The sequence below is a fragment of the Chitinophaga ginsengisoli genome, assembly GCF_003014595.1.
In the GTDB taxonomy this organism is placed as follows: domain Bacteria; phylum Bacteroidota; class Bacteroidia; order Chitinophagales; family Chitinophagaceae; genus Chitinophaga; species Chitinophaga ginsengisoli.
The window spans coordinates 494866-511306 of the sequence record NZ_PYGK01000003.1; the positions used below are offsets into that span (position 1 = coordinate 494866).

At 45.2% G+C, this 16441-nt stretch carries 10 protein-coding genes; 4 read left to right on the top strand and 6 right to left on the bottom strand.

Annotated elements, in window-relative coordinates; all coding sequences use genetic code 11:
- Positions 1-299 precede the first annotated feature (299 nt).
- Positions 300-2732, top strand: coding sequence for an ABC transporter permease (locus CLV42_RS09960; protein WP_106601753.1), 2433 nt, complete (start codon positions 300-302; stop codon positions 2730-2732).
- Positions 2733-2798: 66 nt separating this feature from the next.
- Here the strand turns inward: CLV42_RS09960 and scpB are convergent, their stop codons facing one another.
- The 6 genes from scpB to CLV42_RS09990 form a co-directional block, all read right to left on the bottom strand.
- A complete protein-coding gene (scpB, locus tag CLV42_RS09965; protein WP_106601754.1) occupies positions 2799-4112 on the bottom strand; it encodes an SMC-Scp complex subunit ScpB in 1314 nt (437 codons plus the stop codon).
- Positions 4113-4262: 150 nt separating this feature from the next.
- A complete protein-coding gene (gene atpG, locus CLV42_RS09970) occupies positions 4263-5147 on the bottom strand; it encodes an ATP synthase F1 subunit gamma (protein ID WP_106601755.1) in 885 nt (294 codons plus the stop codon).
- A gap of 299 nt (positions 5148-5446) precedes the next feature.
- Positions 5447-6376 carry a WG repeat-containing protein gene (locus tag CLV42_RS09975; protein WP_106601756.1) on the bottom strand — a complete coding sequence of 310 codons (930 nt, stop codon included), beginning with the start codon at positions 6374-6376 and terminating at the stop codon, positions 5447-5449.
- A 104-nt stretch (positions 6377-6480) separates the two neighbouring features.
- Complete coding sequence (locus CLV42_RS09980) at positions 6481-7062, bottom strand: DJ-1/PfpI family protein (protein WP_106601757.1); 582 nt, start codon at positions 7060-7062, stop codon at positions 6481-6483.
- A gap of 186 nt (positions 7063-7248) precedes the next feature.
- A complete protein-coding gene (locus CLV42_RS09985; RefSeq protein ID WP_106601758.1) occupies positions 7249-8862 on the bottom strand; it encodes a RagB/SusD family nutrient uptake outer membrane protein in 1614 nt (537 codons plus the stop codon).
- A 19-nt stretch (positions 8863-8881) separates the two neighbouring features.
- Positions 8882-11872: a SusC/RagA family TonB-linked outer membrane protein gene (locus tag CLV42_RS09990; protein ID WP_106601759.1), complete on the bottom strand. Its 2991-nt coding sequence runs from the start codon at positions 11870-11872 to the stop codon at positions 8882-8884.
- A 243-nt stretch (positions 11873-12115) separates the two neighbouring features.
- On the opposite strand from CLV42_RS09990, the gene CLV42_RS09995 reads away from it, so the two are divergent.
- The 3 genes from CLV42_RS09995 to CLV42_RS10005 all read left to right on the top strand — a co-directional run bounded on the left by CLV42_RS09995 (position 12116) and on the right by CLV42_RS10005 (position 16302).
- Positions 12116-13492 (top strand): 3-keto-disaccharide hydrolase, encoded by a 1377-nt coding sequence (locus CLV42_RS09995; protein ID WP_106601941.1) that lies wholly within the window; start codon positions 12116-12118, stop codon positions 13490-13492.
- Between the two features lie 301 nt (positions 13493-13793).
- Positions 13794-15557: a DUF885 domain-containing protein gene (locus tag CLV42_RS10000; protein ID WP_106601760.1), complete on the top strand. Its 1764-nt coding sequence runs from the start codon at positions 13794-13796 to the stop codon at positions 15555-15557.
- 403 nt (positions 15558-15960) lie between these two features.
- Positions 15961-16302 carry an MmcQ/YjbR family DNA-binding protein gene (locus tag CLV42_RS10005; RefSeq protein WP_211303424.1) on the top strand — a complete coding sequence of 114 codons (342 nt, stop codon included), beginning with the start codon at positions 15961-15963 and terminating at the stop codon, positions 16300-16302.
- Positions 16303-16441: the final 139 nt, after the last annotated feature.

A 16441-nucleotide genomic window follows, 5' to 3' on the forward strand; every position in this document is an offset into this window, starting at 1 on the left:
TCAAATAAATGGACGTCTTCAGAATAGCTTGAATGACTAACTGATTCCATCGGGTACACGACTAAAAAGAGGCTGCTCAAACTGAAGTGCCCCAAAAAAGTTAGACACTTTTGGGGCCACTCAAAGTATTGAGCAGCCTCTTGTTTGTTTACTCCGTACTGATGTCCCAAACCCGGACAATGATGTATTAAAACCGGACAGGTTAGAACATATTAACATATCTATCCCACTGATCAATTCTGTATTATAGCCTGGCATTTTCTTAGCGCCGCTGTAGTCAGGCTTCAAATATTTGTCCCATGCTCAAAAACTTTCTCAGGATTGCATTACGGCATATCACACGCAATAAGATATTCTCTTTTATCAATATTGCCGGTTTCTCTATCGGGCTGGCCACCTGCCTGCTGATCATGTTATATATTCTTGATGAACATCGTTATGATAAGCATCAGGAATATGGTGACAGGAGTTATCGTATTGCCGCTGTTAACAATAAAGGAGAAAATTGGGTGGCCTCGTCTGCACCACTCGCATTTAGTGTAAAAGACGCACTGCCGGAAGTGGAGCAGGTAGCCAGACTGTTGACGTTTTCCGATATTTCCAGGATGTTGTTTCAGTATAAGGAAGGAACAGAACAGAAGCAGCTATTTGAATCAAATGGTTATTATGTTGATTCCACTTTCTTTCAGATATTTAGCTACAACTTTATTTATGGCAATGCACTGACAGCACTGAATACTCCTAATAGCCTGGTTATTTGTGACGACATAGCCCGCAAATTCTTCGGACCTGTAAATCCTGTAGGGAAACAACTCACTATCAATACCGCATTCGGACCGTTCAATTACACCGTAACAGGCGTTTTTAATGGCAAGACTACCCGGTCACATATACCTGCCCGGTATTTCCTTTCCATGCGTAATAATGATATGTGGAACTGGACGAAACAGCAAACCAGTTGGCTTGGCAATAATATTTTCTATACCTATGTAAAATTGAAAAAAGGAACAGACGCAAAACGTTTTGAAGCAAAACTACAGTCGTTCTTTAACGAGAGAACTGCAGCTGATATGAAAGCAGCCGGATTCTCCCAACGCCTGTACATACAGCCGGTTCCTGACATCTATCTTCACTCCTCCGCTCCTAATGAGATTGGGACGAATGGTAATATTATTTACTTATACATACTGGGCTCCATTGCTGCATTTATACTTGTCATTGCCTGCGTCAATTTCATGAACCTCTCTACTGCATCTGCTGAGAAAAGAGCAAGGGAAGTTGGCCTGAGAAAAGTATTAGGCGCCGGAAAGGGTGCGCTGGTGAGGCAATTTATCGGGGAGTCCTTCCTTATGAGCCTGATGGCGCTGATACTTGCCTTCGCACTTGTTCTTGCGCTGTTGCCGTACTTCAATATACTTGCACAAAAAGAGATCAGTTTATTCGATAATCCTTACCTGTTGTTATGGATCATTGCGCTTACCATTGCTGCGGGATTACTTGCAGGAGCATATCCTGCTTTCTATTTATCTGCGTTTAATCCTATATCAGTACTGAAGGGTAAGATCCTGAACAATTTCTCTGCAGTAGCCATCCGCAGAGGATTAGTAGTATTTCAGTTCACCATTTCGATCTGTCTTATTTTTGCAGCCATCGTCATCAGGCAACAGCTTCATTATCTCAAAAATCAATCGCTTGGTTTCCGTCAGGAACAGCAATTAATTCTGCCGCTCGGGCGGGCATTTCTGAACAGTGAGAACTACTATACCTCGTTAAAGAATGAATTGACAGGTTACCCGCAAATAAAGGCCATATCCAGCGGTTCTGCCTACCCTGGCACTACAAACATGAGCGACATGTTGTTCTTTCCGAAAGGTGGATCAAAAAGCGATATTGTAGACATATATCTGGCTACAGTAGAAAAGGACTATATAGAAACATTGGGTTTTCAGGTGTTGAACGGCAGAACCTTCTCTAAAGACTTCCCTGCCGATTCCGCCAGCATCATCCTCAATGAAACTGCCGTGAAGGCTTTGGGATATACAGCTGCCAATGCTGTTGGCAGGAAAATATACTATGACTTCGGTCAATTCCGCGATAACAGAACGATCGTAGGCGTTGTAAAAGATTTCAATTTTGCAAGTCTTCACAATCCTATCCAGCCATATGCCTTTACCACCAACACTTTTGGCAACCAATATACTTATGTTATTATCAACGCCGCTACGGATAACTATTCTGACTTACTACAGAAGATCGGCCAGGTCTGGAAGAAGTTGTTCCCAACTGTTCCCTTTGAATATTCATTTCTTGACCAGGACTTTCAACGTAATTATGAGAAGGAGCAACGTGCTTTTTTGATCATATCCTACTTTACGATTATTGCCATCTTTATTGCCTGCCTGGGACTATTCGGTTTGGCGATATTCTCCGCAGAACAAAGAAAAAGGGAAATAGGTATACGAAAAGTACTGGGCGCTTCTGTCAGGAATGTGGTTGTACTGCTTTCGAAGGATTTCATCCAGCTGGTACTGATTGCTTTTGTGATCGCATCTCCCCTGGCCTGGTATGCTATGGATAAATGGCTAAGCGAGTTTGCTTTCCATATACAAATAAGCTGGTTAACATTCATTGCGGTCGGCATTCTGGCCGTTTTCATTGCTTTGCTGACGGTAAGCTCACAGGCAGCAAAGGCAGCTTTAACCAACCCGGTGAAGACATTAAAAGCAGAATGACTTTCTATGTAATAAAAAAGGCGATCATTGCTATTACGCAATGACCGCCTTTTTTATATTCAGGATTTATTTTTTGTCGTCGTCATCATCCTCTTCATCGTCATCATCATCACCGAAGTCTCCATCCTTATAGAAACCTTCATCATCTACATCCTCTTCTTTGCCGCCCTCTTCATCATCCTCTAGCTCAAGGTCCTCGTCATCATCTCCCTCCTCGTCATCATCATCAAAATCATCATCCTCGTCTTCCTCATCTTCATCACTATCTTCATCGTCTTCATCTTCCTCAAGGTCATCATCATCGTCGTCGTCCTCTTCATCACCATCTTCATCTTCATCACTATCTTCATCGTCTTCGAAGTCTTCATCCTCATCTTCTTCATCTTCCTCATCATCATCTTTGGGCCCCAGGTCTGCAGCCGCATCAAGGAAAGCGGCTATATCATCGTCTGTCGCAACTACGTTATCGTCGTCAGCAACAGCCGTGTTATCTTCATCCGTGTCATCAGCATCCCCCTCATCTTCCGCAGTCTCCGGATGCGCTTCATCCAGTACAGGGATATCTTCCACGACTACTGGTATGATCCCGCTGGCTGAGAGATCATTTTCCTCCGTATCTTCCGGATCTTTCACCGGGAGGTCCTCATCTGCTACCGGAATTTCCTCCTGCACATCTACATGATGACCATTGAGTCCGTCGTCGGCGCCGTTAGGGTGGGAGAGATCACGTTCAACAAGTTCTCCTGTTTCGGACACCTCCATATTCAGGTCCTCTTCCTCTGAGGATTCGGTATTACCCTCCAGTCCTATAAGTGTCGGCTGGATGCTTTCATCTTCAAATACTTCCTTCAGTTTCGGCAGATCTTTAGGAGAGTTCAGACCAAAATAATCCATGAAGGCCTTAGAAGTAGCATATAAAAGCGGTTTACCAGGCAGCGTTTCACTACGGCCGGAAATCACGATTAATTCTTTTTCAAGGAGTTTCTGGATGGAGTAATCAGTACTTACTCCACGGATATGTTCTATTTCACCTTTGGAGATCGGCTGTTTGTAAGCAACGATTGCCAGCGTTTCCAGCGCCGCTGTAGAGAGACGTTTCAGGAATTTCTCCCCATTCAGCTGAGCAACCGTCTGGTAATATTCTTTTTTAGTCAGGAACTGGTACCCGCCACCGCTTTCCCTTACCTCGAAAGGATAGAATTCAGAGCTGTATTTCTCCTTGATAGCATCCAGTGCGGTCTCTACCTGTTCCAGCGAGGCACGGTCTTCCAGGAAGGCCAGCGCATTGTTTAACAGATCGAGTACCTCCAGCAGCGGTAAAGGCCGGTCTGCTGCAAATATCAGGGACTCTATGTGCGGTATGATTTGTGAAAGTTCCATTACCCGGTTTTTCAGGATTCAGATGCGGAAAGACAAGGCCATGACCACACCTGTAAAAGAAAAAAGTCAAAGGCCGAAAGTACGGCCTTTGACCCTTATGAAGAAATCAAAATATTCTGATGTTAATTCGATGTGTATAAGTTGCTATGATCAGCCTTCCAAAGCTGCTGCACCACTCACAATCTCAGTCAGTTCCGTTGTGATAGCCGCCTGACGTGCACGGTTGTAAGAGATCTTATAGCTACGCAGCAGTTCGTTCGCATTTTCAGTCGCTTTATCCATCGCAGTCATACGGGCGCCATGCTCAGAAGCATTGGCATCCAGCATTGCCTTGTACAGCTGGGTGTTCAGGATCTTAGGCATCAGCTCAGCAATCAGGGCTTTCTTCTCCGGTTCGAAAATGAAATCTGCACGGCCGGCGCTCTGGTCTGTATTCTCCACACGAGCTACTGGCAGGAACTGCTCAGATACATAGCGTTGAGTAGCGGCGTTCTTAAACTCACTATAGATAATCTCTACGGCATCGTAGTTACCAGCAACAAAACCTTCCATTGCAAAAGCAGCCGCCTGTTTTACGTGTTCGAAATCCAGGTGGGCGAACAGGTGCCAGAAAGCATCGTTCAGTTTATAACCATTCTTTACAAAGTGCTCGTACCCTTTTTTACCGATAGGCAGTATTTCTACATGGCCTTTGGCAAACTGCTCCTCGTATTTCTCGCGGATCACCTGTTTGGTCAGCTTGATCAGGTTAGAGTTATAAGCGCCACATAATCCCCTGTCAGAAGTGATCACTATCAGCAGCACCTTTTCTACCTGGCGCTGTGCAGCCAGTGCCAGATCGATACTACCTTCACTGTTGGAAACGATGTTTTTCAACATTTCCTGCAGTTTCAGCGCATAAGGGCGCATCAGCAAGATAGCATCCTGTGCACGACGCAGCTTGGCAGCACTTACCATTTTCATGGCTTTGGTGATCTGCAGGTTAGACTGTGTTGACTTTATACGGTTGCGAACTTCTTTAAGCTGACCGGACATAATGTTTTATGTATTACTTTATTTTGAATGATAATAAGGCCCGTTGGGGCTTTTCAATTTGGCTGCAAAGGTAATAAAAAACATGTCTAATTGAACATGTATCATAAAACATATCCGGGGGTGGGAGAAACTGGATGTTATCGATCCCCCCGGGGCGCCGGTTCCGTTCCCGGGGTTACACCCGGCCCATTCGTCCCCCGGGGATTGCCCCCCGGGCTACAAACAATAAGGCTCCTAAAGGAGCCTATTGCGTTTTGTTGAATACGTTATGTAATACCTTCGCGATAACCGATTACGATTTATTTATTCAGCGTTCCTTCTGCAGGTTCCTGGGGCAACGCGGCCGCTGCTTCAGGCCAGGATTCATTCCCATCCTTATCCACATAACCGATACGGCCGTTTAGCCGGATCAGCCCTCTGCCTTTGGAGTAAGTATATGCCTTATCATATTTCTGGGCGATCACTACCTGGTTCGCCTTGTTGATGAAACCGTATTTCCTGTCGGTCGCTACAGCCACCATGCCTTCGTTGAAATTGCCTACCCAGTCGTATACCAGTGGAATAACCAGTTCGCCTTTTATATTGATAAAACCGAATTTCTTCTCCTGCCTCACCCAGGCCATACCATCCCGGAAAGGACCTACTTTCTCGTAGGGGGTCATTACAACCTTCCCTTTTTCAAGGTCTGCACGGCCACATTTCCCGCCAATATATACCAGCATACTGCCATTGGTTACGAAACCAAGATGTTCATATTCAGGTTGTAAGATCATTTTCCCTTTGGAATTGACTACGCCATATTTACCATCCAGGAATACGGACACATAGCCATCTCTCAGGCCGGCCACATCATCGTATTTGGGAGACACCAGCTCCTTACCCTTGTTATCCAGCATACCTGTCTTGCCATTAAGCTTTACCATAGGGTAACGCCCCTCTTTCATCCAGGCAGAGTCATATTTCAGGGAAGATGTTTTACCGTCAACCAGCAGAAAACCGTATTTCTTATTCTTTTTCACAGCTGCCAATCCGTTGTGGAAGGGCGCTATAGCATCGTATACCGGTGCAATAACCACCTTGCCCGAGGTATCGGTAAATCCATACTTGCCGGCTTTTTCGATCTTTACCAGGAGAAGGGAATCTCCTTCTGTTTTACCGGCGGTTAATGTCTGGGAATACCCCATAATTGCCGGGAACAGCAGGGACAGGAGAATAGGACTCTTTTTCATAGGTAGGTATTATACTACCAAAAATAGTAAAAAAAGAGGCATTCGAATATAATAAATATGTAATAACTTAATAACAGCTGACAAACAGGTCAATAATAAGAATGCTATAATTCGATCGTCGTGCCTAATACCTTCAGGAAAGCCGCCACCCACTGCGGATGAGCAGGCCATGCCGGGGCGGTCACCAGGTTGCCATCTGTTACTGCCTCATCGATGTTTACAGACGCATAAGTTCCGCCTGCCAGTGTCACCTCAGGTGCAACAGCAGGATAGGCCGTCAATGTACGGCCTCTCACCACATCCGCTGCCGTCAGGATCTGTATACCATGACAAATAGCCGCAATAGGCTTACCGGCAGCCACAAACTGTTTTACAATATCGATCACTTTTGCATTCAGGCGCAGGTATTCTGGCGCCCTTCCTCCGGCAATCATTAGTGCATCATAAGATGATACCTGCACATCTGCAAAAGAGGCGTTCAGTACAAAATAATGGCCCCGCTTCTCACTATAGGTCTGATCTCCCTCAAAATCGTGGATAGCCGTGATGATCTTATCTCCTGCTGATTTATCCGGACAAACGGCGTGAATGGTATGTCCGACCATTTGCATCATCTGAAAGGGCACCATTGTTTCATAATCTTCTGCATAATCGCCTATAAGAAAAAGGATCTTTTGTTGTGACATGAGTAGGGGATTTTTTGGGTGTCTCTAAAGTTAATGAAAAAAAGGCTCCGGTAGTATTAAGTCTATACTACCGGAGCCACAGGGGTTTTCATGAGGGAAATATGATTCGTATACGCTCGCTTCCTGACTACTTAAACAAGCCATTCAGGCAACTGTACACGATGAAAGAGCCTTCTTCCTGCCAGATCAATAGTCAGGGTTTTGCGGAAACGTATTGCTGGTTCTATCTATTTGATCCTGCGGAATAGGGCGCAGCATATGTTTTTGTTCAATATTAGGACCTCCCTGCGGATTATGGAGGCGTACACGCTCCAGCAATTTGTTGGTACGTACCAGGTCAAACCACTGTTGCTGTTCTCCTACCAGTTCGCGGCCACGTTCATCCAGGATGAAATCTATATTCAGCTGTGCTTCTGAGATCTTCATCGCATCACGGTGTGCACTGGTTTCAGCTTCTGTAGCGCCTACACGCGCTGCACGCATACGCAGCGTGTTCAGATAACCTACTGCACCTGTTTTATCACCTTTATACATCAATGCTTCCGCAGCTATCAGGTAATCTTCCGCCAGACGGTACGCAATAAAAGGACGTACACCGGAAGCCTGGTTGTCAGGACGCAAAGCATCTGCAAATTTGTTCAGTGAAGGATACAAACGTTCTGTATAGTTACGCGGAGGCACCAACTGGTAATTCTTGCTGGCGATCTGCTCGTCCGTCACATTATAGCCCGGCATATAGACAGCGGTATCTCCTACTTTCAGTTTGGCACTACCAGCATTGGCAAACCATACGGTAGTGAAGAATTTCTCATAGCGGGTATCGTGCACACGATCAGCAAACAAAGTATCCAACAGGAATTTTGTAGGGCGGAAACGCTTCCACGGCGTACCATTCGCCAGATCACGTTTCATGCCACCGAGTACATCATACTGCATGAGGAAGAAACGGCAGGCGTTATTGTCCGTCGCATTATACAAGGCATCTGTAGTGAACTGCACGGCAAAAACAGTCTCTGCGTTATTCTCTTTACCCTGCGCCCACACCTGACCTACATCCGGTAACAGCTGCAGACCGTAACCAGAGATCACACGTGTGGCATATGTGGCAGCACTATCGTAATCAGTAGCGCCTTTGGCGGCAGAAGTGGCCCTCGTCAGATATACCCTTGCCATCAGATGCTCTGCTGCCGGTTTGGTAGCCCTTCCCCATTCTGCTTGTGTAACAGGTAATGTTTGCGCTGCATATAGCAGATCGGCCAGGATGGCATTATAGATATCAGGAACGGGATCGCGATGCGCTTCAGTAACGATTTCCTTGTTCTCTGTTAATCTCAGCGGAACAGCGCCAAACATCTGCACGAGAATGAAATAATAGTTCGCCCGGCAGAAACGAGCCTGTGCCACGCCTAAGCGCTTTACAGTACTATCCAGATCAGGTATCTGGTCTGCCCTTCCAATAACAACATTACAGGTATTGATAGCCTGGTAAAAAGCATTCCAAATTTCACGCAGATGAGCATAACGGGGATCCAGCTGCGATGTATACTGATTCGTAAATTTGAAATCGCCATCAGAACCATTCGTATAAGTATCTGTGCCGAATACACTCGTTGTCATACCCCGCTCCGTGCTGTAAAAGCTACGCAGACCAGTGTAGCTCCCTGCTACTGCAGTCTGGAAACCGGCTGCGTTATTGTAAAAATCATCAGTTACAGAAGACACCACATCTTCATCCAGCATTTTATTACACCCTGTTACCATGCATGCGCATATAAACAGGTACCAGCATATATTTCTCATAAAGATTTTTTTTGTTGCATTAAAAAGTAGCATTGACACCAAACTGTAACATCCAGGTAGCAGGTGCATCCACCCCGATAATGTTCACGTCTTCAGGATCGATACCTTTGTACTTCTGCCTGTAAGGCGCGAGGATCAGCGGTTGTTTTACATCAACAGAGAATCTTAGCGACTCCATCTGCCAGCGTTTCATCACACGGGAAGGCATGGAGTATCCAAGTGTGATATTCCTGATCTTGATAAAATCACCATCGAAGTAACTCAGTGTATTGTAGTTGTTAGGACGCTCCTGGTTAGCATTTGGACGAGGGAAAGCGTTGGTATGATTTTTTGGCGTCCAGTAATCTACATCCAGGTTATTGTAACGACCGAAGAGCGTATTGAACGAAGAATAGAAGTCACTCTTCACCATGCTACCCATACGGGCAAACGCAACAACAGATAGGTCGAAACCTTTGTAGGAGAAACGCTGCGTCATACCACCTGACCATTTAGGCTGTGGTGCACCAAGAATAGTACGATCCTTGTCATCCAGTTTTTTATCCCCGTTGAGATCTGCCAGCTGTATTTCGCCCTGGTGCTGCTTATAAACCTGTGCAGCCGCTTCATCCTGCCAGATGCCTACTTTTTTGTAGTCATAATACACATAAGTAGGTTGGCCTACAAACCAGCCGTTACCCACATCCTGTGTTTTGCCTTCGCCCAGTGCAAGGATCTTCTCACGGTTCCTGAACCAGTTCACATCCATTGACCAGTTGAAGCCGCCTTTTGAACTAAGAATGACGGCAGACAAGCCTAATTCCCAACCTGTATTTTGTGTAACACCTGTATTCTCCAGTACATAGTTTACACCATTGCTGTAAGGCAGGAATCTTTGTAACAGCAGGTCGGTGGTTTTCTGCTTGTATTGATCGATACTACCGGTCAGTCTTCCCTTGAAGAAACTGAAGTCAACACCATAGTTAAAGGAGGCGGTGGTTTCCCAGGTAAGGTTGGGATTACGCAGCAGGATCGGAGAAAAGCCCGTCACACCTTTATTACCGAAGGAATAAGGCATACGTCCCAACAGCCCCTGCGTAGCATACGGAGGAATACCGGTATTACCGATACGGCCATAGCTGGCGCGCAGTTTCAGGTTTTCAATCCAGGATACGTTCTTCATGAAGTCTTCACTGGTCATGTTCCATCCTACCGCTACTGAAGGGAAATAGCCCCATTTATGTCCCGGCGCAAAACGGGAAGAACCGTCTGCACGTAAGGTCAACGTTAACAGATAACGGTCATCATAACCATAGTTTAAACGGCCCATATAAGACAGGATCGTCCAGGTACCAAGCTGGCTGCCGATGGCTGTTACGTTGGCTGCCTGTCCGAGGTTATAATACTCCTGCCATTCCACCGGAATACCTCTTACAGAAGCAGAAGACGAGTCTTCACGCTGACGCTGCACACTGTATAATGCAGTCAGGTTGAGGTTGTGCTTTTTAATAGTCTTGTTGTAGGTCAGCAGGTTCTCTACTGTATATGCCCACACCAGCTGCCCCTGTTTAGTTGCAGTAGCGTCACCACCACCTATGAGCAGGTCTGTATTCTTTTTCCCCTGAAAGAGGCCATAGTTATTCTGGAAAACATCTGTACCGACATTGAGGCGGTATTTCAATCCATCGAGGATCGTTACCTCGCCATATAAGCTGTTGAAGAAACGGATATGACTCAGTCTCTCTACGCGATTACCATCCTGATAATCCAGCAAAGCATTAGGCTGTTGGTTATCTGCTGTCGGATAGGTGATCAGTTTACCTGAAGCGTCATATGGATCAGCGATAGGCAGCATTTTGAGCGAAGCACTCATACCATTATAAGTGCTGCCTTTACGCATACTGTAAGTAGCCAATGAAGAGACGCCCACCTGTATGCGTTTGCCTATCATCTGGTCAACAGCCACATGTAGATTATAGCGTTCATAACTTTGTAATTTAAGTACGCCCTGATCTTTGAAATAACCGCCGGTCACTGCGTATTTGGTGGTTTCATTACCACCGCTTACACCCAGTGAATGGCGGGTTTGCCAGCCCTGGTCTATTAAGAGGGATTGCCAGTCGGTGTTCACCCCTCTTTTAATATTCGCCAGCTCCACAGCAGTAAATATCTTCGCATCTGAAGCATCAGGATTATTATCGTCATAAAGCCCTGCAGCACGGTTTGCTTCTCTTTTCATAGCAAGGTACTGCTGACTGTTCATCATATCAGTTCTGCCAAGCGAGTTAACGACACCGTACATGCCACTGTAGTTCACCTGTGGTTTACCGATCTTTCCCTTGCGGGTACTTACCAGTACAACACCATTCGCACCACGTGAACCGTAGATAGCGGTAGCAGAAGCATCCTTCAGCACGTCCATGGAAGAGATGTCCTGAGGGTTGATGTCATTGAGATTACCGGCAAAGGGAATTCCGTCTACAACATAGAGCGGGTCATTACCTGCAGATAAAGAACGTGTTCCCCTTACCCTTACCTGTGGCTCGTCGCCCGGTTTGTTACTATTATTTAATACATCAATCCCCGGTGTTCTGCCCTGGAGCGCCTGTTGTGCGTTGGTTACTGGAACTTCCATGATGGTTTTACTGTTAATAGAGGATATGGCTCCTGTCACATCCTTTTTCTTTTGCTGACCATAACCGACTACGACAACTTCGTCGAGTTTCTTCTGGTCTTCCGCCAGTTTGATTGCAATGTCTGACCGGCCGTTCACAGGCACTTCCTGAGGGAGGAAGCCAATAAAGGAGAAAGTCAGTACAGCATCTTTTGGTGCCTGTAGTTTGTAGGATCCGGTAATATCGGTCACTGTTCCATTCTTTTGTCCTTTGATGGATACTGAAGCACCGATAATAGGATTGCCGTCCGGCCCGGTAACTTTCCCTTTGATAGGGATGGATTGGGCGCTGACAAATGTCCCATACAATAGTAGACACAATAGGAGCGCTCGCGTCTTCGATAACGTGTTCTTCATACGTAGAATTTTAATTAATAAACAGAATACACACCTCTGAAAAGCAATTACTTATAAGTTCGATCAGGTTTTTCTAATGTATTTTTCAGAGAATGGGGTAGTACAAGTTAAGTAGATTAGTCATAAATTGCAAACGATTGCATAAAATCAACCTGAAATAATACCGCTTATCAAAAAATTTGTGCAATCGGTTGAATAAATTCTTATCATTATTTACTTTTAAGAGTACTTTTGGTTATGGTTATGAAAAACACGTTATTGGTATGCAGCGCCATACTTATAAGCAGCTTCTCTGTCGCACAGCAAAAGAAAGCAGAATGGAAAAACCTGTTTGATGGCAAGACACTGAATGGCTGGAAAGAAGTAAATGGGACAGCACTTTATGATGCGAAAGACGGGATGATCAATGGAACTTCTGTAGCCGGCAGCCCGAATTCCTTCCTCGCTACAGAAAAAGAATACGGCGATTTTATACTTGAACTTGAACTGAAGCTGGATGCTCCTATGAATTATGGCATACAGTTCCGCAGTGAAAGTACACCAGAGTACAACAACGGTCGTGTGCATGGGTATCAGATGGAAGTCGATCCCAGCGACCGTGCCTGGAGTGGTGGTATCTATGATGAAGCCCGCCGTGGATGGCTCTATCCGCTGGAACTGAATCCTGCTGCCAAATCTGCATTCAAAAAACAGGACTGGAACAAATACCGTATAGAATGCCGTGGTTCCGAGATCCGTACCTGGGTAAATGGCGTTCCTACCGCTCACCTGATCGACGATATGACCCTCAAAGGATTCATCGCGTTGCAGGTACACCAGATCTATAAAGAAGATGATAAGGGAAAACAGATCCACTGGCGCAATATCCGCATCATGGAAAATCCGGCTCCTTCGCAATATTCTCCATATGATAAAATATATGTAGTAAATGATATTCCGAATAACGTTTCCGAACAGGAAAAGAAGAATGGATATCAGTTACTCTGGGACGGTAAAACCAGCAATGGCTGGCGCAGAGTGAACCAGGACAAGTTTCCGACTGCCGGCTGGACGATGGAAAACGGCGAATTGTCCATCCACCAGTCAAACGGTGATGAAATGGGCTCCGGCGGCGATATCGTAACCACGAAAGAATACGGTGCTTTTGAACTGGAGTTTGACTTCAAGCTAACTGAAGGCGCCAACAGTGGCGTAAAATATAATGTAAAAGAAAGTTACGACACGAAAGGTAAATCAGCTATAGGATTGGAATACCAGGTGCTGGACGACGAGCGTCATCCGGATGCGAAACTGGGCCGCGATGGCAACAGAACCCTGTCTTCCCTGTATGACCTGATTCCCCGGAAAAATACTGATCTGAATAAAGCCGCAATAAAGAAGATTGGAGAATGGAATAAAGGGCGTATAATTGTGTATCCCAACAATCATGTGGAACATTGGTTGAATGGTTTCAAAATGGTTGAGTACGACAGAGGTTCCAAAGAATTTAAAGACCTGGTAGCGATCAGCAAGTATAAAAATTGGAATAACTTTGGATTGTGGCCCGAAGGACACATTTTATTGCAGGACCACGGCAATACAGTGTCATTCCGTAGCATAAAAATCAAAAATTTAAAATAGGTTAACAAGTTCGGTTTGTTAATTAAACTAATTTTGCATTCGCCTGCTGGCTTGTCCGGACAGGCGGGTTGATAAAAGTAAGCTCCGTTTGTGCAGGTTTGTGGGATAAAGTAGCACGGAATCAATTACTTGCCTTTACTATAAATTTATAATAATGGCTTTATCAACTAATGAAAGAGTTTTCATTGTTCACTGTTCTATATAAAACATTCCGATTCTTCGGAGTGTTTTTTTTTTATGTTTATACTTTCCGGAAGCTATTAACGTATAGAAATATATCACCTTCATCTAATCGCAACATATGCTAAAGACTAACTACGCCCTTTTGCTGGCAGTGACGATCTTTTCAGCCTCCTGCTCAGGACCAGGTAAACCGGCTGGAAATAACGCTCCGGATTCCTTGCATCACCTTGTTCAACATTATTATGATGAGAAGATGGAATTCTTTCCGCTGGATGCTACCATGAATGGAGAACATCAGTACGACGGACTGCTGCAGATCGATATCAGCGATCGTTTCCGGTTAAAACTTGATAGCTTTTATACCCGCTATCAGGCAGCATTACAGGGAATTGACACTACAGTACTTAATGATAATGACCTGATTAGCTATTCCATGCTACAAAGGGAAGTATCTATAGGTAAGGCAGGCCTCCGCTTTCCCGATCACCTGATGCCTATTCAGCAATTCTGGGGCCTCACCCTTACGCTCCCCCAATTTGGTTCGGGTACAAGCGCCCAGCCGTTTAAGAACAAAGCAGATTATGAAAAGTTCATTCAGAGAATGAAAAGCTTTGCGGAATGGAGCGATACAGCTATTGCAAACATGCGGCGAGGTATGTCTACCGGATATGTATTACCGAAAGCACTTGCATTGAAAGTCATCCCTCAACTTGCCGACCTGGCAAAGAAAGACAGCAACAATGTATTCTATACTCCTTTACGACTCCTCCCCGCCGATATTGACAGCACGGGCAGGAATGAACTCCGTACTGCCTATAAAGCAGCCATCGAACAGTATGTGCTTCCCTCCTATGCGAAACTCCATGACTTCATTGTCAATGAGTACCTACCTAAAACCCGGACCAGCACAGGCATTGACGGCCTGCCAAACGGAAAGGAATGGTATACATACCTGATCAGATTCTGGACAACCACCGACCTGACACCTGATCAGATATACGCTACCGGCGAAAAGGAAGTGGCACGCATCAGAAGAGAGATGGATTCTGTCAAGAACAGCACCGGTTTTACAGGCGACCTGCCGGCATTCTTTAACTTCATTCGTACAGACAAACAGTTCAGGATATTTACGACCCCCTCACAGGTACTGGATTCTTTCAGGGCCATCGAGCAAAAGATCATGCCTGCTGTAAAAGAGTTATACGGACATCTACCCAAAACAAAGTTTGAAATCCGTCAGACAGAAGCTTTCCGTGCTGCGTCCGCTAGTGCCGAATATATGCCGGGCAGTCCCGACGGTTCCCGCCCCGGTGTCTTTTATGTGCCTATCCTGGATGCTACTACTTTCAACTATACAGGAATGGAATGCCTGTTCCTGCATGAGGCTATTCCAGGGCATCATTTCCAGACCTCCATCCAGCAGGAAAATGATTCTCTTCCCAAGTTCCGCCGTTTCAACTGGATCGGTTCCTACGGTGAAGGGTACGCATTATACTGTGAAAGCCTCGGTAGAGACCTGGGACTGTATACCAATCCCTACAGCTATTTCGGTCACCTGTCAGACGAGATCCATCGTGCCATCCGCCTGGTGGTGGATGTAGGTATGCATGCCAAAGGATGGACCAGGGAGCAGGCTATCAAATATATGATGGACAACGAGCCTGTGAGTGAACACGAAGCGGTGTCTGAAATAGAACGGTATATGGCCATACCCGGTCAGGCGTTGTCTTATAAGATCGGGGAACTGAAGATCCGGGAACTGCGGAATAAATACACTCAATCCACTGGATTCAGCATCAAAAACTTTCATGATGAATTGTTAAAAGATGGTTGTGTTCCGCTAAGCGTGCTGGAAGAAAAAATGGCAAGACGATTTAAGTAACTCATCCATAAGCCATAGTAGTCCATAGGTGATAGTCACTAACTTATAGTATTTTTTTAAACTATAACAGATGTGGTGATCATTGCCTATGGACTACCTGTTTATAGACTTGTCTGTATCAGTTGTTAACGAAAAATATACATCTGGCTTTGGGAAAAGATGCTTAAATTTATAGTGGGAATAGAGTCAGGATCCCCTAAGGTTTTAGGTTAGTTGTCCATCAGCTATAACACAAAGAAAATAACATATCCGGAACAGACCCTCATGTCTGACAAAAACTGGAAAATGAAGACAATCAACAAACCTTTTACCATTACTTGTTGTTTCATTTTTTCTGATTGAGCTTTTATACTTTCCACTCAACGATTTTTTAACATTTTAAGCTGCCAGTATTATGTTTGACATGACCCTTAATTACTGTCTCGCATTTCCTGCCGTAACACAGGAAGAAAAATGGGATGAAGATCTGCGGTTCTCCGTAGGAGAAAAATTATTCTGCATGATCTCCAAAAACGAGCCACATCGCGTATCCTTGAAATGCCGTCTGGAAGATTTTCATCGTCTTATTTCACAACCAGGCATTGTGCCGGCTCCATACCTGGCACGTTACCACTGGGTACAGATAAGATCTTTGGATACTTTGCCCGTGCCTGAATTACAGTCGCTTCTTCAAAATGCGTATGATCTTGTGGTAAGTACATTACCTCCGGAAGAAAGGGCTCAGATCCGGAAAGAAAGAGTATAACAGAGTAATGCATTGGTGCTATTGATGCAAGAGGAAGTTTCAGCGTATAGCGCCTGGCAGCGCTTAGCATATTAATAAGAATGGCTCGCAATGCGAGCCATTTGTGTTTTCTCTACTTCTAGCATATCTCCCATGTCCC

Bases quoted from the DNA above. Each gene is read 5' to 3' on its own strand.
- CLV42_RS09980 (WP_106601757.1), bottom strand. From the start codon at position 7,062: ATGTCACAACAAAAGATCCTTTTTCTTATAGGCGATTATGCAGAAGAT.
- CLV42_RS09960 (WP_106601753.1), top strand. From the start codon at position 300: ATGCTCAAAAACTTTCTCAGGATTGCATTACGGCATATCACACGCAAT.
- CLV42_RS09975 (WP_106601756.1), bottom strand. From the start codon at position 6,376: ATGAAAAAGAGTCCTATTCTCCTGTCCCTGCTGTTCCCGGCAATTATG.
- atpG (WP_106601755.1), bottom strand. From the start codon at position 5,147: ATGTCCGGTCAGCTTAAAGAAGTTCGCAACCGTATAAAGTCAACACAG.
- CLV42_RS09995 (WP_106601941.1), top strand. From the start codon at position 12,116: ATGAAAAACACGTTATTGGTATGCAGCGCCATACTTATAAGCAGCTTC.
- CLV42_RS09985 (WP_106601758.1), bottom strand. From the start codon at position 8,862: ATGAGAAATATATGCTGGTACCTGTTTATATGCGCATGCATGGTAACA.
- CLV42_RS09990 (WP_106601759.1), bottom strand. From the start codon at position 11,872: ATGAAGAACACGTTATCGAAGACGCGAGCGCTCCTATTGTGTCTACTA.
- CLV42_RS10005 (WP_211303424.1), top strand. From the start codon at position 15,961: ATGACCCTTAATTACTGTCTCGCATTTCCTGCCGTAACACAGGAAGAA.
- scpB (WP_106601754.1), bottom strand. From the start codon at position 4,112: ATGGAACTTTCACAAATCATACCGCACATAGAGTCCCTGATATTTGCA.
- CLV42_RS10000 (WP_106601760.1), top strand. From the start codon at position 13,794: ATGCTAAAGACTAACTACGCCCTTTTGCTGGCAGTGACGATCTTTTCA.